The following is a 26,481-nucleotide window of genomic DNA, read 5'->3' as shown; positions in this document are numbered from 1 at the left end:
ATTAAGATAGCATATACAAAGGGGGGCCTAAAGTAAACGTAGTGACAGAACATTTAAAAAGGTGTGTGATTCGGAAGAACTTGTCGGTATTGGTCAACAAGTTTAGCTCATTTGATGTGAATACAAATTTCAGTGTCATTTTGTACTTATAGAAATACCAGTTTAGTTTATGTGATAAAAACGAGAGAAAGTGAATTTCTAATATCCGAATCAATTGATACTACTCTACATTTATAGGGGAGGTTATTTAGTTATAGATTTTTTTTATTATAATATTTGCTTGTCGATGATAAAATACAATGCTACAATTAATTTAATTAAATACAACTTAAATGGGAGTACCCCACTGAAAACATGAATTCGCGCCCTGCGTGAACCTTTTCATGTCTTGAGTGGGGTATTTTCATGTTTTTTTGGAATACTCCGCAGTCGAGGTGTAACGAATAAACAGGTTTCAAAATCATTAAGAATGGTGGTGAATTAACCAGAACATTGTTTGCGACGCGCTAACGCCGTTCTTCGTTTATGAAAGGATTTTATTGCCAAGAAAGTGAGGTGAGTAATTGATGTGTAAAGTTACCTTGAATGTTAAAGAGATTGCAGAATTAATCGGAGTTTCCACCACTACTATTTACACAATGGTACGTGAACAGCAAATCCCTCATGTACGAATACGTTCATCTATCGTTTTCCATCGTGGAACCATTGAAGCGTGGCTGGGTGGAGGACAACACCATTCATTATAAGAAACATGTTCTGTAAATAAGCGATTGGGAAATTTAGAGTGAAAAAGTAAAAAAGCCTATCGTCACTGCAATGACGTAAGGCCGAAATGAATTCCGCACTATAAGTATAACAAGCATCACATGCCTTATGCAATTTGGGTGGGAGGTTGATATTCTAGTGGCCTCCCTTTAATACAAACGACATTTAATACTTAATAATATAATTTTCTATTAGAATGGTGGTCTTTAAAGAATGAAGTATGGGAAGAAATCAATGTTAAAAGCCGCATTGGCATATGTAGAGTTGCTTAAGTGGCCAGTATTTCCAGTTCATTCAATGGTGGATGGAATTTGCAGCTGTGGAAATGATCATTGTTCATCTTCAGGAAAGCATCCTAAAACATACAATGGAGTTAAATCTGCCACGACGGATTTACAGGTAGTAAAAATATGGTGGAACAAGTGGCCAAATGCAAATATTGGAATAGCAACTGGGGAGAAAAGTGGTTTTTTTGTTTTAGATATTGATATTAAAGGTGATGGACCAGATTCTTTAGAGGAACTTATTGAGTTACATGAACCACTACCAGAAACAGTAGTGGCGGTCACAGGTAGCTTTGGTAGCCATTATTTATTTAAACATTGTGAAGGTATAAAGAACAAGGTAGCACTTTTTCCGGGAATAGATGTTAGGGGAGATGGCGGATATATAGTTGTATCTCCTTCAAATCACATCAGCGGTAGGGACTATGAATGGGAGCTATGTAGTAGACCGATAGAAACTCCAATTGCCGCCGCTCCCAATTGGCTTATTGACTTGGTAAAAGAACCGAATGGAAATTGTCTCAGGAAGTCTGAAGACTACTGGGTTGGCATTATAAAAGGTGTCGAAACTGGTAATCGAAATAACGCTGCCGCCTCATTAGTTGGGCATTTATTACGACGCGGTGTTGCTTCAAAAGTAGCATACGAATTATTATTATTGTGGAATGACCGTTGTAATCCTCCCCAATCGATTGAAGCGATAGAAAGAACCTTCAAAAGTATTTTGAAAAAAGAGATTGAGAGAAGGGGAGTGAGGCGAACGTGACGATTGAAGATGCAATGAATGAATATGATGATGCTATAACGAATGATGCGAAAGAAAAGAAAACACAATCTCAAGTGTTAGTAGGTTTAGCTTCTGATATGGAGTTATTTCACAATGAACTAGGTGATTCCTTTGCAAAAGTTAGAGTCGGAAATCATTTTGAAGTATGGCCTATTCGTTCAAAAACGCTAAGATTAATACTTACTAGTAGATATCTAAATATCACAACAGATAAAGCGCCAGGTGGACAAGCAATGGAAGATGCTCTTATGGTACTTGAAGTAAGGGCTCAGTTTCACGGTAAAAGAGAAACTGTGCATACAAGAATTGCTGAAATAGACGATAGTATCTTTTTGGATTTATGTAATTCGGATTGGCAAGTAGTTCAAATAGATTCGAATGGATGGAGATTGTTAGTCGATTCTCCCGTACATTTTAGCCGTTCTAAAACAATGAAATCACTTCCGATACCAGTTGTAGGCGGTAGTGTTGAAGAGTTGAAGCAATTCATCAACTATAAGGATGAAGACAACTTTAAATTAATAATTGCATGGCTACTGGCGACGTTCAAGGAAAACAGTCCATTCCCAATCCTCACAATTCAAGGGGAACAGGGAGCTGCTAAGTCAACAACAACTAAAATTTTAAGGTCGATTATAGATCCATCACAACTACCATTAAGAGGATTGCCGAAAGATGAGCGAGATTTGTCGATTGCGGCTAAGCATACATGGATATTGGCGTTTGACAATTTAAGCGGATTTTCAGCGGCGACAAGCGACGCTTTATGTAAGTTATCCACTGGTGGTGGATTAGCCACAAGAAAACTTCATAGCGATGATGAAGAAGTGGTATTTAATAGTATGCGTCCTACTATTTTAAATGGTATTGAGGATATTGCGGAACGTCATGACCTATTAGATCGTTCAATAATTATTAATCTCCCATCCATTTCTGATTCTGAGCGGAATGATGAAAAAGAACTATGGGAACAATTTCATATAAAACATTCAAGAGTTTTAGGAGCGTTATGCGAAGTAGTAAGTAAAGCAATCAAAGAATTCCCAACGACAAAACTTGATAATAAACCTCGATTGGCCGATTTTGCACTGTGGATGACTGCGGCAGAAAAGGCTTTGGGTTGGAACGAAAGAGAGTTTATCGACATTTACGATAGAAACAGAGAACAGGCTATTGATCAGGGGATTGAATTAGATCCATTTGCACTAGCGATAGTGGAATTAGTGGAAAAAAATTCTGTATGGGTTGGGAATGCGACGCAATTAGTAGAACAAGCTGCAAATTACACAGATGGTGAGACAAGGAAAAGTAAAGAGTGGCCAACACCAAGAAAAGTTAGGAATAGATTAAGGAGAATAAATCCCGCACTAAAGAAGAAGAACATTCTTTATATAGAATGGGAAAACAGAAAAACCAAGACAATGAAATTAGAAAGATTAAGTAAAATAACGTAACCATAAATATTATCGTCACTAAGCTTATCGGTCTAACATTTTAAGGTGACGATAGTGGATACGATATCACTTTGCCAGATTACGATAAAGTTAAGTAATATCGTACCTTTGGGAAGGTACGGTATCGAGGTCTGCTACGATAGTTACGATGATTACATTAAATTAATTGAAAATCTAATAAAGCGTAACCGGTAGTTGGAAAATCAGTACAGCACCATGAAAATTTAAAATTTGTGTAATAAAAGTTAGAAAGCCCAAGTTTACAAATATGTTTCAAGTTTCATTTACATTGATTGATAACGATTTCTGATATGTTTGCGATAGGCAGCGATACCTGTTTCTTCATAAAAAATTTCAACCGACAATGTCTGTACAAAACCATCTACTTATACTGTTCATCAAACACTGGACTCAATTATTTGGAAATATAGTGAATTGAGTGAGGCCTAGAAGAAAGCTAGAGCGGAAGTTCGAATACAATAATTGTCTTTTGATTGTAGTTTCGTTATAATTAAGTCATATTATTTTACTTTACCTTTTTTGCAAATCCTCCTTTCGGTGTGATTCTGCGGTGACGACTATTTGAAGCCTTTGGGCTAATTGTGTTTCATAGCATGTATTCTTTATTTGCTATGCAATCAATTTACCCAAAGGCTTTTTTGCGTTCTCAAAAAAGGCGAGAAAAGCATGGGAGGGTGTAGGAATGAAAAACAATAGAAACGCGTGGGAAGGAATTATAACTATTAAAAATGGAGGAGGAAATGAAATGATAGAAAATTTTGTAGAGAATAATACATCATAAATCTGAAATGCGAGCCAATCGGGCCAGCTTTAGACAAGTGATTTGTGGCTAATCATCGAAGACGAATGCAAAAATCTTCATAAACAAATGGACATTCTGTTTGTGAAGTCAGCCTGTAGGACAATCAAGCAGGATTGTTAGGAAACCAACATAGAAATCTTCGCAAACAAGGGAAAAAGCCGTTTACGAAGTCAATCTTGCAGGATCACCAAGTAAGGTTGTTGAAAATTAACATAAAAACCTTCGCAAGCAAAAGGAAGGTCTGTTAGTGAAGTCAGCCCTGCAGGACTGTCGAACAGGATTGTTGAAAAACTGACATGAAAATTTTCGCAAACAATAGGACGAGTCTTTTGCGGAGCCAACCTTGCAGGATCATCGAGCAAGGTTGTTAGAAAATCGATATAGAAACCTTCACAAGCAAAAGGGCGATCTGTTAGTGAAGTCAGTCCCTCAGGAATATCAAGTCGGATTGCTAGGGTCACGTTCATTAGGAACGCTTCCCTGCAAATGAAATCGAATATCATTAGACAGATATTCGTCGCGATGATAGAGACAAGATTATCGTTTGAGGTATCCGATTTCCTAACCGGAAATCGTTGCAACTAAGTTGCACATTTCACCTCTCAAATGAGATAAGTGAAGTCGATACCGTCCAGCTTGGATAAGCGTTAAATTGCATGAAAATGCATGTATATTTCATACACAAAGTACTAGCTTTAATACCCCCGCCTTATGCGGAAAACTCTTGTAAAGCCCAATAAGACTGCGTTTCATATATAAGTGGTGCTTTCAATTCACTTATATACTAAATGTGAAATCAATTCTCTTATAACAAATGAAAGGAGATTACGGTAATGAATAAGGAAAACTACCAAAGTGCTAATCGAAATAATAAAAATAAAAAGCGCTCTGAACGTGCTGTATTAGGCCGACAAAAAGCAACCGTACAAATGAAATTAGCATTGAAAGAAATCGATAAGATTAATCAATCGAAAAAGAAGGCGCGAAAAATAGGAAGTACAGGAATTCATTCTTACAATCAGATGCGCCATGCTACAAGCGCAAGTAGAAATTTCATTGCGTTTGTACATGATCGATATGGAATTAATCAGATGCAATCTTTCACGATAAATCATTATGCCGCCTATATTGATGACATGCAAAAAAGAGCATTGAGTGACGGACACATACGAAATGTCGAAACAGCATTGTCACAGCTCCAGAAAGGGTTTAATGCACGTCAGGCACGATTAAGATATAGACAGGTTGTATTCATACCGAAAAAGCGTTTGGTAGCGTACAAAGCTCCCCAGGTACAAAACCGTTCATACACTGATGAAGAGTATGAACAGATTTTGAAAAACGCGACTGAAGGGGCAAGAGGGGGTATTGAATTGATGCGTGAAATGGGTCTGCGTGTAAGAGAAGCAGCCAATGTCCGAGTCGAGCAATTTACGAAAAAGGGGGATAGTTATTTCTTGGAAGTAAAGAGGGGAGAAGGGGCTGGTATCACTAAGGGAGGACGATTTAGGTATATACCTGTATCCGAAAGATTTACGCAACGCCTTGAACAAATGCTACAAGGGAAAGATGGAAAGGACCCTCTTATCAAAATGACATCCGATAGTTTACGTTCTGCCGTTCGAGATGCATGTAAGAAGGTAGGTGTTAAGCAGAATGGTCGTGGAACGCATGGCTTTCGTCATCGCTATGCGCGCGAACGAGCTGATCAACTAATGACAGATTTGGAATGGAAAATGATGAAACGTGTATTAGAAAATATGAGTGGTGGAAAACTTGCAAACTACAGTATTTTTACGGATGCAGATCAAAAAGTATTTGCAGATATGAAAAAGAAAATGGACCTAATTCATTCAGAAATAGGGCATGGGAAAAATCGATATCATTTGGCAATGGTCTATTTAAAGGAGGACAATGAGGATGCAAGAACTTGAACATTTAAAAGAGGAAATTAAATTTCTTGAAAGTGAGAAAAAGAGGTTAAGTGAATTGATTGGTGTGTGGAGACGAAAAGCGCAAGAAAAAGCACCAAGAATGGCGCAAGAAGTGGTTAGTGCAAGTTACAGTGAACGGGATAAGGTACATTACGTTGCTTATCGTGCTCCTGACATACCGGCAGATTTGCCTTTCAAAGAAGCACTACGAGAGGTAGCAGAGGTATTCATGCCGACTGTTACCCCCTACAAGTTCAGTCGGCTGGCCTTATCAACGCATTATGAATCATGGACTGTAACTGTCGAGGCACCTCTCAACGTTGATATGTCAAATCGATTTAATAATTTGGATGAAGAAAAAACTCATTTTGATAGTTGAAATGAGTTTCTTCTAATCTGTATATAAAGACTGATTTTCAATAGTTTGCATCAATCGATGAATGTCTATTCTATATTATTTAAGGAATTGGATTGTGATAAAACCAATCAGGCAAACAAGCATACCGAAGAACGATAATCTAAACAATTTATAAGAATGTTGTAGATGGTAAAAAAGCATGTATATGCCTCCTTAATAAAGATATGCTTTACCTATTAAATGTAATTACAGAAAAATTAATCAGGGTCACTGAATTACCTCATTCATTCATTTTGTATGTGTGAATCCTTTGACAGGTTGTTGGCTTTCTTGTTTTTCGGTTTTGAGTAGTTACTTGTGATTAATGAGAAAATCATTACGAAAGGAAAAGCTAACACTAGAAGCAAGGGAACGATTAATGTCATTAATCCCATTATCAATAAAAATGATATGAGAAGAATCATAATAAAAACAAACACCATGACAATTGTTAATAGTGGATTTTCATGAATGAGCCCAATCCGATTGGCGAATTTAATGACACCTATCTTTTCGAGTAGGGGATAAAAAATCGTATTCCATTTCCAAAGTACAAATATGACTAATACAATACCAATAAAACCGGATAATCCTATCCCTCTTTGTTGATCATGTTGATATTTTGCATTTAGAAACCATAAGAAATTGTTAAACATGATAGCTGCCGCCTCCTATAAATAATCAATAGTTTCTATAAAGTAAGTGTACTCATTTTTTGAATATATAGGAATATTCTTACCGGAAATGAGTTCAATGTATTTATCAAAACAAGTATCGCAGTATATATCCTCTTCCCAAAGATTGTAGGTGTTGCTTAGCGGAATATGCTTTTGGCACATCCCGCAGAATAGCAGTGGGTATATTTTTGTTCTATTCTTCATCCTCTAAACACTCCTTTTGTGAGTTTCTTATAGATAAAGACTCAGCCTCAAATGTAAGTATCCATTTGGCTACTTCCTTTTTACTTACTCCCAAAGCCCGATACACTTTACTGTACACGCTTTGATCAATTAGATTTACGCCGCCTTCGATTGAGGGAATCAGTTTCTTTTCGACTTTTGCTAGTTCGGCCAATTGTTCTTGTGTAAAGCCTTTTTGATGACGCAAATAGAATATGACGTTTCCGTGTATAGATAGAGGTCCGTAGAATGTTTCATAAAGATCTGGATGAGCGTGAATTAATAAAGTGGGGTCTGTTAACTTTCTTTTTTTCAAATTCTTCACCTCCGTATATTCAAATTGCATCTTTTTAAAGAAATGTGATTATAATACGTCGGCGACTTCCAATGACTGTAGACCGCATGTTATAGCACCAGTTGCCCCCATCCCACGATGGAATGCAATGTTAACGTGGTGATGCTTGCAGAGTGCCTTGACTGTTTCCATTGTGATATGGCTGCATGCACCGAGTAATACAACTACGCAGTCGGCTTTTTGAACAAGTGGCTTGAATTCTTTTTTTGTGGCACCGTTTCGTGTTTTGCCGTTATGAAAGAGAACGTTGCAGCCGAACTTCTGTCCAACCTTTTCGTATGTTGCTGTCTGGGATCCGCCAATAATTGTAATGGTCATTTTCATGATTAATTCCTCCTCAATTTTTATTTAGTCCCTTGTGTCTTCAAAATGTCTAGGAGTCCTAACTTTGAATAGATAGTAGTCTTTGTCTCGTTTAATTCAATATCTGCTTTTTTAAGGATATCTCTGTAACGTTCTATCGCAACTTGGTAAGCGTTTGCTACCGTATTTTGTATGTCGATCGATACATCAGGTACTCTAATATCACTAACATCTCTTTTAGTCACCATTGGGATTGTGGTCCCTTTTTGGATGTTCTCAAAGGCTAACTTTCCAAAGGGGCTATCAAGATATACATAAATAAAGTATGGGTCTACGCTTGTTGTAGGCCTGAGTATCAACAAATTATTTGAAGCATAGATAGCGTCTGTTGGTTCCGCCTCGACAAGACCAATCTTGACTTGATGCCCACGGGAGGCGACTAGAATGTCATGTTTGCGAATCTTTGCTCGTTCTATTTTGTCGCTGTTTTCTACGAGAACAGTTTCGGCAACAGAGAGATCAACACTGCCATCCCTTAGTGCTGAGGCACTTATCATTTTGATTGGATCCGTATCATTACCCGAGCTCTTCTTATTGAAGCCAGCCATCACTGTACATAGTTGATGCAAAGGAATGAATGGAGCATTTTTGTACTTAGTTTCATCGATGCATGATACTTCCTGGCCAGGTAACTGGACTTCATAGTTCTTTAAATAGCGTAGGGGTAGTAAACTGTATTGATTTTCTTCTAGGGTCTTATTTGTAACCATCTTTAGATATTGATGTTCTCCTTTACTCAAGTAGAGCTTGACAATAGCTTGAATATCATCAGGATTTAGTTTTCGTATTCGCTTCGTTATGCTGAAGATATGTGCTGCGGATAATACTCGTAACCCATTATTTGAGTCTTTGGATGGGCTTCGGTTGAAAATTAATAAATAGGATGGAATTGAAATATTGGGTACTAGTCCAGTGGGTAGTTCAATAACACCTTCGAGTTCATTGTTATTAATCCATCCTTCTCGTACTTTTTCTCTTCGTCCTTTTTGAAGAAGAGGACTACCGTTAGTGAGAACGAAAGCTCGTCCTGTATGAGACAGGTAGGCAAGCGATTGCGTGATTTGGAGTGAAGCATAATCACTTGTAGAAAAATATTTTCCATGGTCACTTTCAAGGAATTCAATATCTAACGTTACATCTTGACGTAATGCGGGTAAGTTTATTATTTCGTCAAAACGTTTCAAGTTTTTTTCTTCTTTAAGAGAAGAAAACGCATTTTGACGATGATGGATAGTCCACTTTCTTTTTTGAAATACATATTTATATAGGTGGAACTTCAAATTATCATTTAGATTATTGGTCTCTACATAGAATGGATTACCTTGAAATGATGCTTTATATGCGCCCTGAAGACTAATACCGTCTAAATCTAAAATAGATGACTTATCACTTTCGAATCGCAACTCGTTGATAAGGTCATAAAAATACGAGGGAAATTGATTGTCTGGTGGAATGTTCATGTTGAGTGCACTTAGTTTTTTTTGTTCATTGAAAAACTGTTCTTCTGTTATGGTTTCTAACGATGTATCCGTCTTTTTTAACGCTTCATCTAGGTACTGGATGGGAATTTCGATTTCAGCATCCCATCCAATAGCGTTATTTAATACTTGGATAAAGGTAGTTTGGGATTCTTTTGTATTATTAGTGTGTAAGCCCATTTGAAGTTTCGGATTGTCGGATACTAAGCGGTGTATCGCAAGCTTGAATAAAGTTCGTAGTTCATTATCTTCTAGCTGAATAAATAGGCGATTCAATGGACTCACTCCTTTGTTTTTTGAAAAAAGTAACGTACTTTTCACTGCTTATGAATGATGGTAGTTAGGTGTTTCTTAGTAATCATTATCCTCCCGGGGCAATGGGTTGTAGGTAACCACGTCTTCAGTCGGTTCGGTAAAGTCGTTTAATTGAGGTGAATTGAAATACTGTTCTTGGTAATCTAGTACTTCAACTAGGTGTTGAAGTACTAATTTTAATTCGCTCCAATCAATCTGGACCAACGAATCGCTTTGTAATTTGTGAGCTTTTTCATATGATTCCCATTTGATAGCAATGAACCTAGCGTAGTCATTCTGAGTTATTGTCTCATTTACTTGCATATTGCTTCTCTCCTTTCGCTGTACTAATTATTAAACCATACTCCTATGGAGTCTGGCTAATATGACTTCTATTGAATCGCAAAATTCAATTAATTATTTATGGTTATTCCTGAATTCATATAACTAAATAAACTTAACTTTGGAGGATATCTAAAGAAAATCATAAAAATAGAGGATGTCCCACAAGTCGATTTTTAGACTTGCGAGACATCCTCTTATTCATTTTCGAGATGTTGTATTTCATCGTTTCTATCATTTGATCTCTGGGCAGAGCATTCATTTTATATAGCTCTTATTTTTTATACTCGTGGTCATAGCGTAATGTAAAATCAATCACTTCGGCAATGATACTAGACGTATTGTCTGTTTTATTTGCTTCGAGAGCGCGAGCAATAATTAAAACTTTAACATTTTTATAGTTATACTTATCTTTGATTTTACTTAGGCGCTTATTCAATAGTGACTTACGGTGTTGCATAAATTGTAAGTGTATTTCTAGCTCACTATTATCCCGCTTTACCCTATTTAACACGATATCTTCTTCAAGATTATTCGTTTCAAGATAACCATCGAAAACGATATAATTCTTCGTATTCTGATTCAAGGTATTGTTGAATAATTCCTTAGAATAACCAGGCAGAATGTAGATTTGATTTTGTCTAACAAAATACTTGAAAACGGCGTTATTATTTACTTTTTCAACCAATAGCTTAGCAAGTATTGAGGCTGAGCGAATTCGAACCGTATTAGATCCTATCAGTACCCCTGAAGTTATATTCGCTTCTTTGTCCGAAAAATAACTTTTATCGGGACTATTAGTAAGAATGCCATTTGTAATGGTCTCGTCGGTAAAATGATCAAAATCTAAAATGATAGCTCCATCCGGAATTTTGGCCCCAAACGCTTTTAGTTTTTTGTTGAAGCTTTCATCGAAAGAACAGCCTTCCAAATGATCTTTTCCTTGTTTAGTTTTAAAATGTGGAAATTTCCCTTTTATTACTGCAAGAACATCTACTCCGCATTCGGTGCAGTAGTATTCATCTTTAGAAAAGTCTTCCCTTTTTCTTAATAATTCACCCATTTTAAATTCCTCATCAATTAACATGCCGTGACGATATCTTGCTACGTATACTAACTTCTTACTTTGTCCCAAAAAATCCCCTCCTGTGTTGTATTATTCCCTTGGAATTATGTAGCGACTGGCAATTTCTAAATAACGAATTACATAAGCATCCCCTCCTTTAAGGAACAAAAAAACCCGAATAGTGTCGGGCACAATTTGTGCCGACGCCATTCGGGGTACTCCCGTTCAATTAAATTCAATTTAATAATTACAGATATAAATCGCTATAACATTTTGCGGAACTCTATATATAGTAAAATGCCAGTAGAAATTGATAAAATAATACTGCATATAGAATACAATATTTAAAATTGTTTCGCAAGTGACAGAAATTTTATCGAATAGTTGCACTGGGAGTTTGGTTTTGAAAATGAAAAATAAGAGTGGGATAGATGATTATCATAGAGTGTTAGTGCATTGGAATTGAAACTGTAAATGTAATTCCAAATGAGAAGAATTAATTTACGGTTATTTTTTAATAGACTATACAACGGTCTTATAATGGACTTCTGGTAGTTGGATAAAGCTTATGATCTCTTGCTCTACATTATTCCCTATTTGTCTATTTATTCATCTATATTCGAAAGTACATAGTACGTATGGGGGGGATAAAATGATTACTGGCTATTTATTACCGGTAAAGAAGATCAGAATTTGGATATGCAGTTTAGAAAGAAGAGGGGTTTCATCTTTTTTTAGAAGAAAAGGTGCGAGGGATTGAAAGACTGTCCAGAATTAAAAAGTAAATGTGACTTCAACAAAAAACATAATAACACTTTTTAGTTGTGTTGCTTATTGTTGCGTATAAGTTAAGACAATACGGGAATGTCGTAACTTAGAAAAACGATTCACATGCTAATCATGGGCAATTCACTGGGGACGAAATGCTGGCCATCAAGGAGATGTTAAAATCACGGCCAGAAAAAATCTTCCCCCTCCGCTATGAATTTCCAGGGAGGGTTTTCGTCTGCTTCTTTTTGAGGTCAATCTGCATAATTATTCATGTAGATTGAGCTAGCGCTCACCAGAAAGCCCGTTAGTCCATTTATGTATGGATTCATGCATAAATAAAGTAAGGGGTCATAGGAGTGGAATTGAGGCGTTACAAGGGCTTGTCGGTCTTGGCCAACTGCCGAGAAGTGGCGTTATGTCGACCTGGTGTGCATAGAGGATACAAACCCGTTCAGCGATCAAACTCCTAGTTCAACTATCGGGGCAGGTTAGTGTAAAATGGATTTTATAAAATGCTATTTGTAGAAGGAGTAATCATGAATAAAAATGAGTTTTTTCAATCCCTTGAAGAAATAGTTGTTGACCCTTTGTTTATTGGCGATAGTATGCAAGATTTAGACGAAGAAACAGCAAACAACACTTGGTCAATGTCTATCAGCAAGGAATTAGCGACTGAGATAGTAGTGGAAGATTTCATAGTTTTTTTCCAAAGAGTGATGACGAACAGACGCGAGCAAATAAGAGGTTCAAATAATCGAGAAGGAATGCTCTTCTATAGTTGGTTCGATTGGCAATCTGCACAAATTAAGTTTAGTTTACTATCAGATTTTGACGCAACCGAATCGCCATCCGGAGATTTGGCAACGTGTGTCTAAGGGGATAGCCCAATCATCTGATAGGGGTGACGTAATAGGATTAATTGAATCTGCTCAATTTGATATAGCCATCTTAAAAAGCATCATTGAAATAAAAAGAAAGCCAGAATTCCCGTATCTTTCTGGACCTAAGATTTTCAATTACTGGTTATATGCCATGGAAACGTATACGGGGTTATGTCAACCTGTTGCGTATAGACTATACAAAATTGTTCAGCGATCAATTCGAAGGTTTGCAGATGGAGATAATCGAGTTTCTTGTTAAACTAACGGGGCAAGTTAGTTTAAAAAAGTGCCAAATGGCTGGGGGTTCTCAAGGATGAACAAATTAGGAAAAGTGCTTCAATGGTTTGGTTTTATTCTTATTGCTTTAGGACCGTTTTTTGCCTTAGAAGATACGTATGCAAATCACCTTCCTAGACTTATGATAAGTGGTTCAACTTTTGCTCTGTTAGGGAGTCTGCTGAGTAAGCCAAGGAAGGTAGAGATTTTGGCAATTTGTTTAGGCATCTTGTCTTTAATAGCTTATTTTTATTTAGATCAAAGGTTGATATACAAAATTTTAATTATAACAAGTCTTGTGTTAGTTGTAGTACATGGAATTTTGGATAAGAAAAATTATCATTCAAAATGAATAAGCGGGGAACAGTTTAGTTCAATAACTATATTCATAAAGAGTTGATGAAATAGACTATATAAAAGAGATAATTGGTAATGTGAATTGAATGATAAAGGGGGTTCAAATAGTTGAGAGTAGGTTACAGTGTTTTAAAAGAAATCAACGAGAAAACTTTTACGCCATGTGCATCTGATTATGGGTTAACTCAAAGAGAGTTTGAGAATTTTGTCCTTTTCCTCGAACACAAAGGATTTGTAGAAAGAGTACTGAGAGTGGATGATAGTTTTTCTTTATGTCCTGCTCGTTTAACTAAAAAGGGTATAAAATTATTAGAAGATAACAATCAATATATCGAAACATACCCAAAAAGAAGTGATTTGAAAGTATGGATACAAGTAGATAAAGAACTTTATTCAAATGGTGCTGAGGCAGAATAAAATAATACCTGTTCTTCAACTAACGGTTGCTTTAGTTAAAAATCGACTGCCTTTACAGGGAGCTTTTTTTATTGAGTAATGGAGTTAACTACTTCCGTGAACGGGTGTTATGTCTACTATGGGTGCATGCAGCATACAACCTTGTTCAGCGATGGAATTCCTTGTTCAACTAACGTGGCAGTTTAGTTCAATAAGAAAAAATGGACTTTTGATAATTCTATATGGAAGATTTATATAAAATTGGAACCTATATTCATTTCAAACGTATTAAAGTAAAGGGCAGGTTAGTTTAAGAGGAACTACTAGGAGGTTTGTCTATTATGGAACATATTACGGTTGAAAATGTATCAAAACATTATAAGGGTGATGGAGTAGAGACTAGGGCGCTGTCTGATGTGAATGTTAAGTTTACTAAAGGGGAATTTGTTTCAATTATGGGTCCTTCGGGTTCGGGTAAATCTACCTTACTTAGTATTATGGGAACTCTAGATCAGCAAACAAGTGGACAGCTTTATTTTGAAGATAAACTAATTAATGGTCTTAGTTTAGATGAATTAGCTGATATTAGATTTAATAATATTGGATTTGTCTTTCAACAATTCCACCTATTACCAACACTAACTGCTTTAGAAAATGTCTTGATTCCTTTATTTAATAGAACCATTCACTTTAATAAAAAGGAGAGAGCAATAGAGCTATTAAATTTAGTAGGACTAGCCGATAAGTTAAATTCATTCCCTTCTCAATTATCTGGTGGTCAACAACAACGTGTTGCAATTGCCCGTGCCTTAATTGCTGATCCTGATTGGATTTTGGCTGATGAACCGACAGGGAACTTAGATACGCAAACTGGTAACACTATCTTTGAACTACTACAACAATTAAACAGAGATGGAAAATGTGGAGTAATTTTTGTCACACATGACCCATTATTAGCTGAAAAAGCAGAACGGATAATTGAAATGAAGGATGGTTCAATAATAAAAGTACGAGCAGGTAGAACAGTATGATTTCATTTATTGTTAAAGGATGGATGAGACAAAAGGAACGATTTTTATTGATGATGATTGGTGCTTTACTAATCAGCGGAGGTCTAAGTATATTAATCGGGTTGTCTGAATCAACTAAAGGAACAGTAATTGATTCTTTACAGAAGAAATGGGATGCATCTTATCATATTGTTGTAAGACCAGAAGGTACTAAAGGTATTTCCCAAAACGACAACTTTTTTGATCCCAATTTTATAAGTGGGATATCAGGTGGAATTTCTTTAGATGATTACAAAAAAATAAAAGAAATCACAGATATTGATATAGCAGCTCCTATTAGTATGATCGGGTTTACTAGATATAATGTTATATTAAAACATCTTGTTATATCGGAACCTGGAATCTATAGACTGACAAGTATAACGCAAGATCTTGAGGGATTTGATTCTAAGGAAGACAAGGAGGAGTTATATTTTTCAAAGGGAATTTACGAACAACCTGATTCAACTCTATATCAAAAATATGGAATAATTGCTTTTGAAAATAATCTATCAAGTTATACAAGAGTCTTGTTAGCAGGTGTAGATCCAACTGAGGAAGCAAGACTAATTGGTTTAGAAAATGCTGTATTGCCACTAGAAGGACAGAAGTATTTTTCAGATAGTAGTAAAGTTTATTCAACCGATTTCAGCTTTGAAGGAATTGATGGAAAGGAAATAAACGTAAAAGATACTACATTCCCCATACTCTTATCTAATCAATCATTTTTAAATCAGAATTTAAACTTCAAACTAGAAAGATTAGATATTCCGTTTAACAACGAGTCAAAGATGAAAAAGTCCTTAGACGTTATTGAGAAAAATGGAGGAGAAGAATATTTAAAGTCGTTATCATCAAAAGACACAAAAGAATATACTTATAATTCCGAAAAAATGCATACGTCTTTAATAGAGAGCTTGACTGGAATTGATAGTAAAACAGGAGAGAAAATTACAAAAGATGATTCATCTACATTAAGCTTAGGTAATATTATTCTCCGGGAAAAAACTGGACCACTTACCTATCAATCAATAGAAAGTCCGTTTCCCGAAAGGTGGGAAAAAGCACTTCAAGTAATTCCTTATGAAGACGTTTCAAATGAGTTAATGGCAGATACCTATACCTACCGTAAACCACAAATAACAGATGTAAGCATGGCAAGTAACCCGAGATTAAGTCCATATTTAATTGGTTTGTACGATCCATCAAAATTGAACATTTCAAAGGACCCTTTGACTGAATTACCAATGGAAACATACAGTATTCCAACTGCAACTCATGTTTTAAATAAAGACGAACAACCTATTAATCCACCCCGAAAAATAAATTCTAATTCGAATATTTATGGATTTTTAATGCAGCCACCTACAATGCTTACAACCATCGAAGCTGCGGAGCAAATTTTAGGAGATAAACCAATTTCTGCGATTCGAGTAAAGGTAAAGGATGTCACGACAATAGGTGAAGAGAGCCAGAAAAAATTAGAAGTTGTAGCAAAAGAAATTGAAAAACAAACAGGGCTGCATACGGATATTACATTAGGATCATCGCCACAACCTTTATTAATAAATATCCCTAAAGTAGGAAAGAATGAAGAAGTTGGTTGGGTAGAACAACTTTGGGTGAAAAAAGGAGCTTCCATTAATATCTTTAAAGAAACAAAACTAGGGTACTCGGGAATAATTATAAGTGTTATTCTAGTAGCAATTATTTATGTATTCTCAACCAACTTAGTTTCATATCTATCAAGAAAACAAGAGTTTGCGGTTCTTCTTTCTGTAGGCTGGAAACCAAGGCAATTAAAAAATATTCTCATAATAGAGTCTTTGTTAATAGGTATAATTGTTTCCTTATTAACATTCGTGGTTCAATTAGGGCTAAGTTTTAAAGAAACGGATACTTTATCAATATCAGAGATTCTTTTATTAACATTTTTTATTTTACTTATTTATATAATTGGCCCTTTATTTCCTGCCCGTTTAATTAATAAAATTCACCCTTGGCATGTAATGAGAGCAGGTGAAACTAATCTACCAGGGAAAAGAGTCATTAAAACAAGAGGCTTATTTTCAATGGTTTTCAACACAGTTATGGGAAGATTACAAAGAAATTTAGTCTCCATCTTAGCAATAGCCTTACCAACTGCATTATTAATGATGTTTATCTATGTTACCTTCCGTTTAAATGGTGTTTTATATACCTCTTGGTTAGGACAATATGTTTCTATGGAAGTTGGAATACACCATTATATTGCAGTTTCAATTTCTTTAATTATTTCTATACTTACCACTACGGAAATCATGTGGCAAAATATTAAAGAACGTAGGAATGAGATATCCCTATTAAAAGCATTAGGATGGAAGAATTCACATATACGAAAAATGGTGTTAGTTGAGGGTGCAGTTATAGGACTAGTTGGAGGATTAGTTGGTGGAGTATTGTCATTCATAATCATTTACTTTATGTATGGACCTATACCCATAACAGAATTATGGTTACCAATAATAAGTTGTTTAATTCCAATTATAGTAGGGATGTTAGGAAGTTGGATTCCATCTAGGGTTGCTATGAAAATGCAGCCTATTGAAGGGGCTAAAGGCATACTAAGACATTCTAAAAAAAATGAAAAACAATTTAAAGTTGTCTTTAGTTTTGCAGGAGCATTATTTGTTGGTGTTCTTATGTTGTTAGTAATTGCAATACCCGATTTGGATAATGAAACGTCTGAAAAAGATACGACGAATACGGAATTGAAAACCGACGGGGAAATGATTGAAGTTTCAAAGCCCTCAGACCGAGATACAAAGTTACCCATGGAAGAGGATATTCTTCCTGGTGCAAGTGGGGCTTACTTAATAGACATGAAATTAGATAAAAATAATCTATTTCAAATTAGTACTGAAATAGATGTTACAAATGATTCTCAAGATACTTGGAATGATATTGGGTTCTATTTTATCCCAAATGCGTTTACTGAAGAATATAAACCTAAACTTATACAAGACGCGGCTGATGTTTCGATTACTTCAGTTACGGTATCAGGAAAAGAAATACAATACGATTTATCGAACAATAAACTGCTACTTAAACTGGATAATGAGCTATTCCCAGGTGCGAAGAAGCGAGTGAAAATTGATTACACAATGAAAATACCTGAACATGGGAACCGATTATCTAGAGAGGGTGCAAACTTCTATTTGGCCCAATGGTATCCAATGTTAGCACACTACCAAAATGGCTGGAATATTGAAGACTATGATATGAAAGGAGAGTCATATCATACAAGTTATGGTAGTTATAAAGTGAACTACAGTCTTCCAGAAGAATTTCTTGTGATTAGTTCAGTAGAAGATGGAGAAATTCGTCCGACCATGACAGGGAAACTTGAAGGAGAAAACATTAAAGACTTTTACATGGCACTCCTAAATCCAAAGGAATGGACCAGTGAATCATTAAAAGTTAATGACACCACATTGAGGCTATTTCTTCCACTTAACAGAAGTGAAATTTTGATGGAAGAACTTGAAGTTGCAGGGGATGCCTTTGCCTATTTAGAGAAAAAGATTGGGGACTATCCTTACCCTGAGCTAGATTTGATAGGAAATGGAGGAAACATGGAGTATCCGAATGTAGTAGAATTTTCGAATAGCGAAGATAATTATGAGGTTACACTTGTTCATGAGATAGCACATCAATGGTTTTATAATATGGTTTCGAATGATCCATACCATGATGCTTGGCTCGATGAAAGTTTAACAGTATTTGTTACCTCGATGTTCTTAACAGATAAGTACAAGGACGAGACAATCGGGTATGAATTTGCTAGTAATCTAGCAAAAATTACTAGTACAAGTAGTAAAGTAAATCTTGCGTTAGATGAATTTAAAGAGTCTGAATATACATCCACTATGTATGGAAAAACTCCACTCTTATTAAGGGACTTTTTTAGAGAACGTGGAGGACAAGAAGAAGCAATTCAATTTTTATCCGATTACTTTAATGAATACCAATTCAAGTATGTAGATAGTAACACCTTTTCCCGCTTCTTTATTGAGTATTTCGGTGAGGAAAATAGAGAGTTTCTTGATGGTTGGTTAGACAAATAATATGAAACAAACAGAATTAGGGGTTAACCATTGGAGATTGCAATAAAATTAAATAGTATCAAGGAGATGGATATTTTTAATTTGTTAATGAACTAACGAGTGCTTGAGTTACAATTTCTTTTTTTCTTCTTCAACTAACGGACAGAATACTTGAACAAGGTTTTATAAGGAAATATAAACTGTCAAAACATACTTTTTTTGTATGGCTGTAATACTATTTAAATTTCACTTTATAAATAATAAAATCAAAAATAATATAGAAAAAATGAAGAAGTTGAAACTTTTTGTACTTCTAGATCACTCTAAATTAATGAAGGGGGGGATTACACCGTGAAACATGATATATATACTGTGAAAAGAGCAATTAATGGAGACGATAGAGCTTTCGAAGAATTGCTATTTCAAGAAGAGAAAATGCTATATTACAAAGCTCTTTCTTTTGTTGGTAAAAAAGGAGGGCTACTGGTAACATTATCCTTTAAGCGTAGACAGTTAGGTGGCGGGCCGAAAGCCAACTGGTTGAAGGGATTGAGCTCCATAATGTTAGTCATTCGAGAGGGCTGATGCCTTACCTGCGGCAGAAAGCTACATTTTATCCATCGTTAAAGGCAAGAAGGATAATACCTCTCTGGAGTCAGAGACCTTGGCACGTCACACATTGATATGATACGGCAACTCGGGAGGACCCTACCGGTCTTTTCTTCTTATAGAAGAGTATGGTGTACAAGCGATAATAAGCAAGGAAAGCAAATGCCGTTGTAGGGAGTCGGATAGCAGCGTAGTACCAATGAAGTTGGGTAATGCCGATGGAGGAAAGGCTGCTACCAAGTTATCACCCATACTAGGGACACATTTACTACACGCAGAGGTAGGGATACTAAATGGAAACAAAACTAGTAAGGATAGCAGAATTAGCAAAATCTGAGCGAAAGAGATCAGCTATATTTTGTGAATGGTGACTATGAGGAGCCGTGTGCGTAAATAGCGCAAGCACGGTTCTGTGAGGGGGGAGGAACACAATCTACCGTAAGGTAGAGAGGTTCCCTTCTACTCGACTACCGGAATAGGGAAATTCCTAGTGGCAAATGGACCATTTTGTTGAATTGTTGTGGTAGTTTTTTGAGTAGATAATTTATTATTGGGAGGAATACCAGTGAAGCAAATACTTAAACTTTCGTCTTTTTTACTGTTGGCAATTTTAATCGTGAGTGGGTGTAATACGAAAAACGGGGAAGAAGATATATTTAAATTTAAGGATTCGTATGTTGGAGATAACAGTGCAATAGGAAATATTGTGAATCAATTACAGGGTGCAGAGCATTTTAAAGGATTTGAACTTAAAACAAACGAGAAGCCGTATGGCATTATATTGAATTATGATTGGTCGGAGTCGGAACAAAACTATAAAAAAACAGCTATTTATAACGCTACTTTTTTATTTGCATTAGTTCAGAATGTAGACTGGATAACATTTAATTTTGGTAACCAAGAATACAAAATAACAAAAGAAAATCTGCAAAATTGGTATGGAGAAGATTTTAGCGGGTTGCAAAGTGAAGATGAACTAAAAACATTCATACAAAAACATTTGGATGATGAAGATAAAGTAAACCAGTTATTCCGTTAACGCGCGGGATTGTTGAATAAGCTTCACTTTTCTTCTTCAACTAACGGGTGCTTTAGTTGAAGAATCGGCTGCCTTTACAGGGCAGCTTTTCTTATTGAGTAATGGAGGTAACTACTGCCGTGAACTGGCGTTATGTAAACTAGAGATGCATGCTCGATACAATCACATCACAAAAGGTTAGATAAATTTTGATAAGTCATAAATGTGGTAATATTAGGATGTCAAATAAAAATAAAGAAGGTATTAAGTATGGACTTTTTTACGGAAAAATTATTATTTATATTCCTTTTTTTGTTTATTATTCATTCAGTAGAGACACTTGCTTATGCTGTGAGATTGTCGGGAGCAAGGGTAAGACTGATTGCTTCAGCTCTGTCTCTGTTTAATATAATGGTCATTGTTTCAAGATTAGCTAATATGATGCAACAGCCCTTTACGGGAAGCCTAATAGATTCTGCACAAAAAGAGAACACTTTAGAATTTGTAGAAAATCAATGTAGAGTACTTATTAGTGCATCAACTTTAGGTACCTTATTCGGAATCGTTTTACTACCTACATTTGTAGCCTTATTTTCAAGAGCTATAATTCATTTATCTGAAGAGAAAGGGTCTGTTCCTGCCTTGATTAAAAAAGGAATGACGCTTGAATACATAAGAAGAGGAGTAAAGCATTTTAGTTTACCTAGGTTCTCTTATTTGAAGGATATTAATGTTAAAGATATTCCAATAAAATTATTTTTAGTAAACATGATAATAACTGCAATATATACAATTGGAGTATTATCAGCCTTATATGCTGCTTTATTAGCTCCAGATAGAGCTTCAACTGCAATTATGGCCTCAGGTCTAATTAATGGTGTAGCCACAATTTTACTTGTTATATTCATTGATCCAAAAATCTCCGTACTTGCTGATGATGTTGTAAATCAAAGAGGAAGCTATCTTACACTTAAGAGGATGTCATTAATGATGATTACTTCTAGATTACTAGGGACGATACTTGCACAAGCGTTGTTTATTCCAGGTGCCTGGTATGTAGCCTGGTTTACTAAATTTATCATATAAATGTTATTTGAATTTTGACCGAAGGTAACTACTTCCGTGAATTGGTGTTATGTAAACCTAAGGTGCATGGCGTATGCAAGGCCGTTCAGCGTTCGAATTCCTTCTTGCACTAACGGGGCAGTTTAGTTCAAAAGACTTTCATATTAATTTAGCTACTGAAATCTAATAAATGGTATGATTTAGAAAAAAGGTAGGGGGAATACAATGAACAAAAATATAGCAAGTGGTCTGCCATATTAAGTATTATTTGTGCAATAACTATTCTTGCTTCTTATGCAATTGCACCACAAGAACCTGAAGGCTCGATGGTTGAATTTCTAAAAATATTATTTTTCACTTCCATTATCTTGGGTATTCTTAGTCTGACACTTAGCTATTTGGGGTTTAAAAACAAGGAAGAAGGCTTTCTGAAGAAGATAGCCCCTATTATAATTTTATTGATATTGTTAGTGTTCGCCCTTTCATTTATTGGAATAGTAGTAAGTCTGGGTGATTTATTTTAATGTCGCTTATTACACTAACGGGGCAGGTTACTGGAATAAGGAAATGTTAAATAGGGAGTAGAAAGGTGACGATTATAAGTGCATGGATATCCAGAAGAAAACGATTTACTTTCGTTGTTTGAGTGTGAACCTACATTGTTAGATACCACTTCATTAGATTTTTTTTATAATAGAGCAACATATCGATTTTCTAATGGGGAGGAGGACTTCATTGTTACACTCTCTCCTTCTTACGGTGAAGTAAAAATACAAGTAACCCAACGGGCTTCCAATCAATTGATATCACTCATGGATTTAAAGCGAGTTGATAAATTTGAAATAACAGCAGATAAAAAAGACCTATCAAGTGTACTGTTAATGCTTCTGAATGACGATTTCATCACACAAACAATTGAAATTGATTTTAAGCCGAAGTATAAATTAATTTTTAGAGAACATTATACGCAGTAAAAACACCGTCTTGTTTAACTAACGGGGCAGTTTAGTTCAACAAGAAAATATGATAAAATTAATTTATAAAAAATTCGAAAAGGGGTTTCAAATTTGAATACTTTGAAAGTTAAAGAACTTCAATCACGCGATGAAATTATTGAAGCATTTCCCGTTATGAAGCAGTTACGAACTCATCTTGATGAAAGTACTTATCTTGAATTAGTAATTGCTGCGCAAGAGAATGATAGATATAAAATGTTCGCATTACTAGTTGGTAATGAAATTGTTGCAGTTACTGGTATTAAGCCGATGATAACACTTTCTAGTGGCAGATTTATTTGGATTTGTGACTTGGTTACAGATACTAATATACGTTCAAAAGGATACGGTGAAAAATTACTTACATATGTTCATGAATGGGCAAAAGAAAATAATTATGAAAGTGTTTCTTTATCTTCGGGATTACAGCGTACAGATGCACACCGTTTTTATGAGGATAGGATGAATTATGACAAAGCAAGTTATGTGTTTAAAATATCTGTAAAATAAGTACGATATTAAACTAACGAGGTGCTTTACTTGAAGATTGTTGAGCTGCTTAGACGGCTCTTTTTTCTTGTTCAACTAACGAAACAGGTTAGCATAATACAAGTTCACAATTTATATGCACCATCAAAAATTCTTTACTTTACATCTTATTATACGATATAATCGTCTTATAAGATGTAAAGGAGAGATATTAGTGAACAGTAAAGTTACGCTTTTAAATCAATATTGGACGGATATTTATTTTCATTTACACTATCCTCATAAAGAAAAAATCTCTCATCAAGTTGTCCGCATTCTTCAACTTGTAGATAAACAGGAAGATATAGGAATCAATGAAATCGCCTCATATATACAAGTTTCTCATAATACGGCTTCAGAACATGCTAAAAGAATGATTGAAAAGGGGTATGTATTAAAGGGGAGAGATCCTCTTGATGAAAGAAAAGTGATTCTTTACCTCACGGATTTAGGTAAAGAAGTATTAAATCGAAATACGAGTCTCGATGAAGACAAATTAGAACAAGTGTTGAATAAACTAGATAATGATGAAAAATATATAGTAGAGCAGGCCCTAAAAATCTTAAGTGAGCGAGCAAAACAATGTATGTGATAACAAAAATTATAGCGTCAGCTATCGTTATTGGTATTGTTACGGAGATTTCAAGAAGATTACCTTCATATGGAGGCGTAATAGCTGCACTCCCTTTAGTCAGCTTACTTAGCATTGTATGGCTGTATGTCCAAGGAGAACAAATAGCAACGTTAAGTAAATTTGCATTAGGGGTACTTTGGGGATTTCCTGCAACCGCATTTTTGTTGGTAATCGTTTATATAGCCTTACAAAACTCTGTTCATTTATTTATATCTATTGGTTTAGGAGTATGCGGATGGTTGATATTTTTAACGGTTCAAGATCTTGTTTCAAAATACGCAAAAGCCCTGTTCTTCAGCTAACGGGTGCTTCGTAAAAGAACATGGGGTTACCAGAGGAAACTCTTTTTCTTATTGAACTAACGGGGCAGTTAGTACAGCAAGAGATATTGTGAAATTAAAATAAAGAAGGGGATGATAAAATGGTGCTTTTTGTAGGGTATGTATTTGCATTCATAGGAGCACTTGCTGCTTATCATCTAAGCGAAGGTAAGTCAAAGAAAAGGAAATACATTGTTTGGGGAATCACTCTTATGTTGGTAATCTCACCATTATTATCTTTTCAGATTGGTTTAACCTACGGCTTAATTATTAGGAATGTATGGGCAATACCAGTTACAATTATTATACTGTTTTCGATAGGTTTCATCATAGGACTAATTATACTATTAATAGGCGTATTCAAGAAAAAGGAAACGGGTGTTCCTATATAAATCATTAAACTGACGGGTGCTTTACTTCAAGAAGGAGTAAAGCCTTTTTTCTTATTGAACTAAAGGGGCAGAATAGTTGAACAAGAGGTTTAAAATAGATAATGTAATCGTCCTTAATTTGGACGATTATTTTTTTATTTTGAAAAATTTAAGCCAAATTAGACTTTGTTTTGTCTAATAGATGTAAGACAAAAAAGAAAGGGTGAATTCCAATCATTGGATTAGTAAAAAAAGCACAAAAAGGAAATGACAAAGCTTTTTTAAAGCTGTTCCAGCAATATGAAGAAGATATTTATCGAATGGCTTATGTATATGTAAAAAACAAAGAAGATGCTTTAGATGTTACTCAAGAAGTAGCCTATCAATCATTTAAGAAGATAAATACATTGAAAAAGCCAGAGTATTTCAAAACGTGGTTAATGAGAATCACAATGAACTGTGCAACAAATGTAGTAAGGAAAAATAAAAAAGTTGTTCAGTTAAAACCAGAATATGAGGAATTTTTAGGAACGAAGAATGAAGATATTTCCTTTTCTATATCATTACAAGATTTGATAGATGGATTAGACGGGGATGAAAAAGGTATTGTTCTTTTAAGGTTTTATCATAACCATACATTTAAAGAAATATCGGAGATATTGGAAATACCACTTGGAACGGCAAAATCTATTCTTTATCGTGCATTAGATAAGCTGCGTAAACAATTTAAGGAGGTTGATATTTGTGAACAATAAAATAGATCTAGAGTTACAAAAAATAGAAATTCCAAAAGAATTACATGAAAGATCAAAAATGGGTATAAAAAAAGCCAAAGTAGAGCAACAAAAAAGAAGATTTAAAAATCCATTATTAGCAGCAGCAATGATTTTAGGGTTATCTACCACTTCAGTTGCCTTTGCTTTTCCGTCTATTGCAGCACAAATTCCATTTATGGATAATGTCATTAGTTTTTTTTATGATGGGGAGAGAGACTATAAAAATTTCGAAACCTTCTCGACTGATATTGGTCTTGCACAGACAAGCAATGGTACGACTGTTATGATAGACAATGCGGTTTATGATGGAACGAATGTTACTATTTTATATGCAATCGAAACAGAACAAGAAGTTGAACAAGAAATTGAAATCCGTGCAATGAATTGGTTTGATGTTGTTGGTGCAAGTGGTAAGGGAGGTAGTGAAAAAATTACAAAGATTAGTGACAATCGCTATGTAGGGTTGGCATCTTTCACTCCCGATTTCGAAGATGAAAAGTATCCAGAAACAATTGAAATTACTTGGAATCCTGAAGCCTTTAAAAGTTTATCAAATGATTTAGAGGTAGAGGGTGATTGGTCATTCGCCTTTTCACTTAATCGTTTAGAAGGTGATATAGAATTGTTAAATGAAACGGTACAAAATGAGAATATGAACTTCACGCTTCAATCTATTGAGTTCACTGATGTATCCACTGTAATTAGCTATGAACAAGTGGTTTCCGGTGAACTCCTAAAAGAGTGGCAAAGTGTGACACCTGTTTTCTATGTAACAGATGACCTCGGTAATGTGTATATGAATGGAACTAGTGGTGGTGGTACGTCACTTGACAATGGTAGAACATTCAAAGGAACAAGTGATTTCGGTACGATTAAAGAGGGAGCTAGTAAACTTATCATTCGACCTGTTCAAATTGCAAGTCTCAATTATGGAAAAGGTCATACAGAAATTGAGCTTGAGCCTATTGTCATCGACTTAAAAAAATAATAATAATTTGTTTAATGAATACTTAAAGTAACAGCTTGCAGATTGTTGAGCTGCTTAGACGGCTCTTTTTTCTTGTTCAACTAAAGAGGCAGGTTAGTGTAAAATGGATTTTATAAAATGC

General features: G+C 35.3%; 27 protein-coding genes. 20 read left to right on the top strand and 7 right to left on the bottom strand.

The annotated features are described in order from the left end of the window. Positions 1-566: 566 nt before the first annotated feature. The 3 genes from ACGLYD_RS17020 to ACGLYD_RS17010 all read left to right on the top strand — a co-directional run bounded on the left by ACGLYD_RS17020 (position 567) and on the right by ACGLYD_RS17010 (position 3,290). Positions 567-746, top strand: a complete 180-nt coding sequence (locus tag ACGLYD_RS17020) for a helix-turn-helix domain-containing protein (protein WP_399629466.1) — start codon at positions 567-569, stop codon at positions 744-746. 253 nt (positions 747-999) lie between these two features. Continuing rightward, complete coding sequence (locus tag ACGLYD_RS17015) at positions 1,000-1,815, top strand: bifunctional DNA primase/polymerase (protein WP_399629463.1); 816 nt, start codon at positions 1,000-1,002, stop codon at positions 1,813-1,815. Next, positions 1,812-3,290, top strand: a complete 1,479-nt coding sequence (locus ACGLYD_RS17010) for a hypothetical protein (RefSeq protein WP_399629460.1) — start codon at positions 1,812-1,814, stop codon at positions 3,288-3,290. Before ACGLYD_RS17015 ends, ACGLYD_RS17010 begins: the two co-directional genes overlap by 4 nt. A 993-nt stretch (positions 3,291-4,283) precedes the next feature. Here the strand turns inward: ACGLYD_RS17010 and ACGLYD_RS17005 are convergent. Continuing rightward, the gene (locus ACGLYD_RS17005) at positions 4,284-4,580 is read right to left on the bottom strand and encodes a hypothetical protein (protein ID WP_399629457.1); all 297 of its coding nucleotides are present in this window, start codon (positions 4,578-4,580) and stop codon (positions 4,284-4,286) included. Positions 4,581-4,946: 366 nt separating this feature from the next. On the opposite strand from ACGLYD_RS17005, the gene ACGLYD_RS17000 reads away from it, so the two are divergent. Both ACGLYD_RS17000 and ACGLYD_RS16995 read left to right on the top strand, forming a co-directional pair. After that, positions 4,947-6,047 carry a tyrosine-type recombinase/integrase gene (locus ACGLYD_RS17000; RefSeq protein ID WP_399629454.1) on the top strand — a complete coding sequence of 367 codons (1,101 nt, stop codon included), beginning with the start codon at positions 4,947-4,949 and terminating at the stop codon, positions 6,045-6,047. Further along, positions 6,034-6,426: a hypothetical protein gene (locus ACGLYD_RS16995; protein ID WP_399629453.1), complete on the top strand. Its 393-nt coding sequence runs from the start codon at positions 6,034-6,036 to the stop codon at positions 6,424-6,426. The genes ACGLYD_RS17000 and ACGLYD_RS16995 overlap by 14 nt, the downstream gene beginning before the upstream one ends. A 263-nt stretch (positions 6,427-6,689) precedes the next feature. Here the strand turns inward: ACGLYD_RS16995 and ACGLYD_RS16990 are convergent, their stop codons facing one another. The 6 genes from ACGLYD_RS16990 to ACGLYD_RS16965 all read right to left on the bottom strand — a co-directional run bounded on the left by ACGLYD_RS16990 (position 6,690) and on the right by ACGLYD_RS16965 (position 11,310). Continuing rightward, positions 6,690-7,100 carry a hypothetical protein gene (locus ACGLYD_RS16990; RefSeq protein ID WP_399629451.1) on the bottom strand — a complete coding sequence of 137 codons (411 nt, stop codon included), beginning with the start codon at positions 7,098-7,100 and terminating at the stop codon, positions 6,690-6,692. A 214-nt stretch (positions 7,101-7,314) separates the two neighbouring features. Beyond that, on the bottom strand, positions 7,315-7,659 hold the full coding sequence (locus ACGLYD_RS16985; RefSeq protein ID WP_399629449.1) for a helix-turn-helix domain-containing protein: 345 nt from the start codon (positions 7,657-7,659) through the stop codon (positions 7,315-7,317). 48 nt (positions 7,660-7,707) lie between these two features. Then, a complete protein-coding gene (locus ACGLYD_RS16980) occupies positions 7,708-8,022 on the bottom strand; it encodes a DUF2325 domain-containing protein (protein WP_399629448.1) in 315 nt (104 codons plus the stop codon). Between the two features lie 20 nt (positions 8,023-8,042). Further along, positions 8,043-9,815: an N-6 DNA methylase gene (locus ACGLYD_RS16975; RefSeq protein WP_399629445.1), complete on the bottom strand. Its 1,773-nt coding sequence runs from the start codon at positions 9,813-9,815 to the stop codon at positions 8,043-8,045. A gap of 75 nt (positions 9,816-9,890) precedes the next feature. Further along, a complete protein-coding gene (locus ACGLYD_RS16970; protein WP_399629443.1) occupies positions 9,891-10,157 on the bottom strand; it encodes a hypothetical protein in 267 nt (88 codons plus the stop codon). Positions 10,158-10,449: 292 nt separating this feature from the next. Beyond that, positions 10,450-11,310, bottom strand: a complete 861-nt coding sequence (locus ACGLYD_RS16965) for a hypothetical protein (protein ID WP_399629440.1) — start codon at positions 11,308-11,310, stop codon at positions 10,450-10,452. 1,238 nt (positions 11,311-12,548) lie between these two features. Here ACGLYD_RS16965 and ACGLYD_RS16960 point away from each other — a divergent pair. From ACGLYD_RS16960 to ACGLYD_RS16890, 15 genes are all read left to right on the top strand, one after another. After that, a complete protein-coding gene (locus tag ACGLYD_RS16960) occupies positions 12,549-12,887 on the top strand; it encodes a hypothetical protein (RefSeq protein WP_399629438.1) in 339 nt (112 codons plus the stop codon). A 319-nt stretch (positions 12,888-13,206) separates the two neighbouring features. Continuing rightward, positions 13,207-13,521: a hypothetical protein gene (locus tag ACGLYD_RS16955; RefSeq protein WP_399629435.1), complete on the top strand. Its 315-nt coding sequence runs from the start codon at positions 13,207-13,209 to the stop codon at positions 13,519-13,521. 113 nt (positions 13,522-13,634) lie between these two features. Beyond that, a complete protein-coding gene (locus ACGLYD_RS16950) occupies positions 13,635-13,943 on the top strand; it encodes a hypothetical protein (protein WP_399629433.1) in 309 nt (102 codons plus the stop codon). Positions 13,944-14,263: 320 nt separating this feature from the next. Further along, a complete protein-coding gene (locus ACGLYD_RS16945) occupies positions 14,264-14,953 on the top strand; it encodes an ABC transporter ATP-binding protein (RefSeq protein WP_399629430.1) in 690 nt (229 codons plus the stop codon). Then, on the top strand, positions 14,950-19,077 hold the full coding sequence (locus tag ACGLYD_RS16940; RefSeq protein ID WP_399629429.1) for an FtsX-like permease family protein: 4,128 nt from the start codon (positions 14,950-14,952) through the stop codon (positions 19,075-19,077). Before ACGLYD_RS16945 ends, ACGLYD_RS16940 begins: the two co-directional genes overlap by 4 nt. 330 nt (positions 19,078-19,407) lie before the next feature. After that, positions 19,408-19,641, top strand: a complete 234-nt coding sequence (locus tag ACGLYD_RS16935) for a hypothetical protein (protein ID WP_399629426.1) — start codon at positions 19,408-19,410, stop codon at positions 19,639-19,641. Between the two features lie 589 nt (positions 19,642-20,230). Continuing rightward, entirely contained in the window at positions 20,231-20,704 is a 474-nt protein-coding gene (locus ACGLYD_RS16930) for a DUF4825 domain-containing protein (RefSeq protein WP_399629423.1), read from the top strand. Positions 20,705-20,953: 249 nt separating this feature from the next. Next, positions 20,954-21,769: a lipid II flippase Amj family protein gene (locus ACGLYD_RS16925; protein WP_399629421.1), complete on the top strand. Its 816-nt coding sequence runs from the start codon at positions 20,954-20,956 to the stop codon at positions 21,767-21,769. A 581-nt stretch (positions 21,770-22,350) separates the two neighbouring features. Then, entirely contained in the window at positions 22,351-22,722 is a 372-nt protein-coding gene (locus ACGLYD_RS16920) for a hypothetical protein (protein ID WP_399629418.1), read from the top strand. A gap of 93 nt (positions 22,723-22,815) precedes the next feature. Next, a complete protein-coding gene (locus tag ACGLYD_RS16915) occupies positions 22,816-23,253 on the top strand; it encodes a GNAT family N-acetyltransferase (RefSeq protein ID WP_399629416.1) in 438 nt (145 codons plus the stop codon). 193 nt (positions 23,254-23,446) lie between these two features. Next, positions 23,447-23,863, top strand: coding sequence for a MarR family winged helix-turn-helix transcriptional regulator (locus ACGLYD_RS16910; RefSeq protein ID WP_399629414.1), 417 nt, complete (start codon positions 23,447-23,449; stop codon positions 23,861-23,863). Next, positions 23,854-24,207 (top strand): DUF3147 family protein, encoded by a 354-nt coding sequence (locus ACGLYD_RS16905; RefSeq protein WP_399629411.1) that lies wholly within the window; start codon positions 23,854-23,856, stop codon positions 24,205-24,207. Before ACGLYD_RS16910 ends, ACGLYD_RS16905 begins: the two co-directional genes overlap by 10 nt. Before the next feature lie 119 nt (positions 24,208-24,326). Next, a complete protein-coding gene (locus tag ACGLYD_RS16900; RefSeq protein WP_399629409.1) occupies positions 24,327-24,617 on the top strand; it encodes a hypothetical protein in 291 nt (96 codons plus the stop codon). A gap of 206 nt (positions 24,618-24,823) precedes the next feature. Further along, a complete protein-coding gene (locus ACGLYD_RS16895; protein ID WP_399633284.1) occupies positions 24,824-25,351 on the top strand; it encodes a sigma-70 family RNA polymerase sigma factor in 528 nt (175 codons plus the stop codon). Further along, positions 25,341-26,360: a DUF4179 domain-containing protein gene (locus ACGLYD_RS16890; RefSeq protein ID WP_399629406.1), complete on the top strand. Its 1,020-nt coding sequence runs from the start codon at positions 25,341-25,343 to the stop codon at positions 26,358-26,360. The genes ACGLYD_RS16895 and ACGLYD_RS16890 overlap by 11 nt, the downstream gene beginning before the upstream one ends. The last annotated feature ends 121 nt before the right edge of the window (positions 26,361-26,481 follow it).

This window comes from Sporosarcina sp. SG10008 (assembly GCF_044569405.1).
In the GTDB taxonomy this organism is placed as follows: Bacteria; Bacillota; Bacilli; order Bacillales_A; family Planococcaceae; genus Sporosarcina; species Sporosarcina psychrophila.
This window is presented reverse-complemented; position numbering and strand designations above follow the sequence as displayed.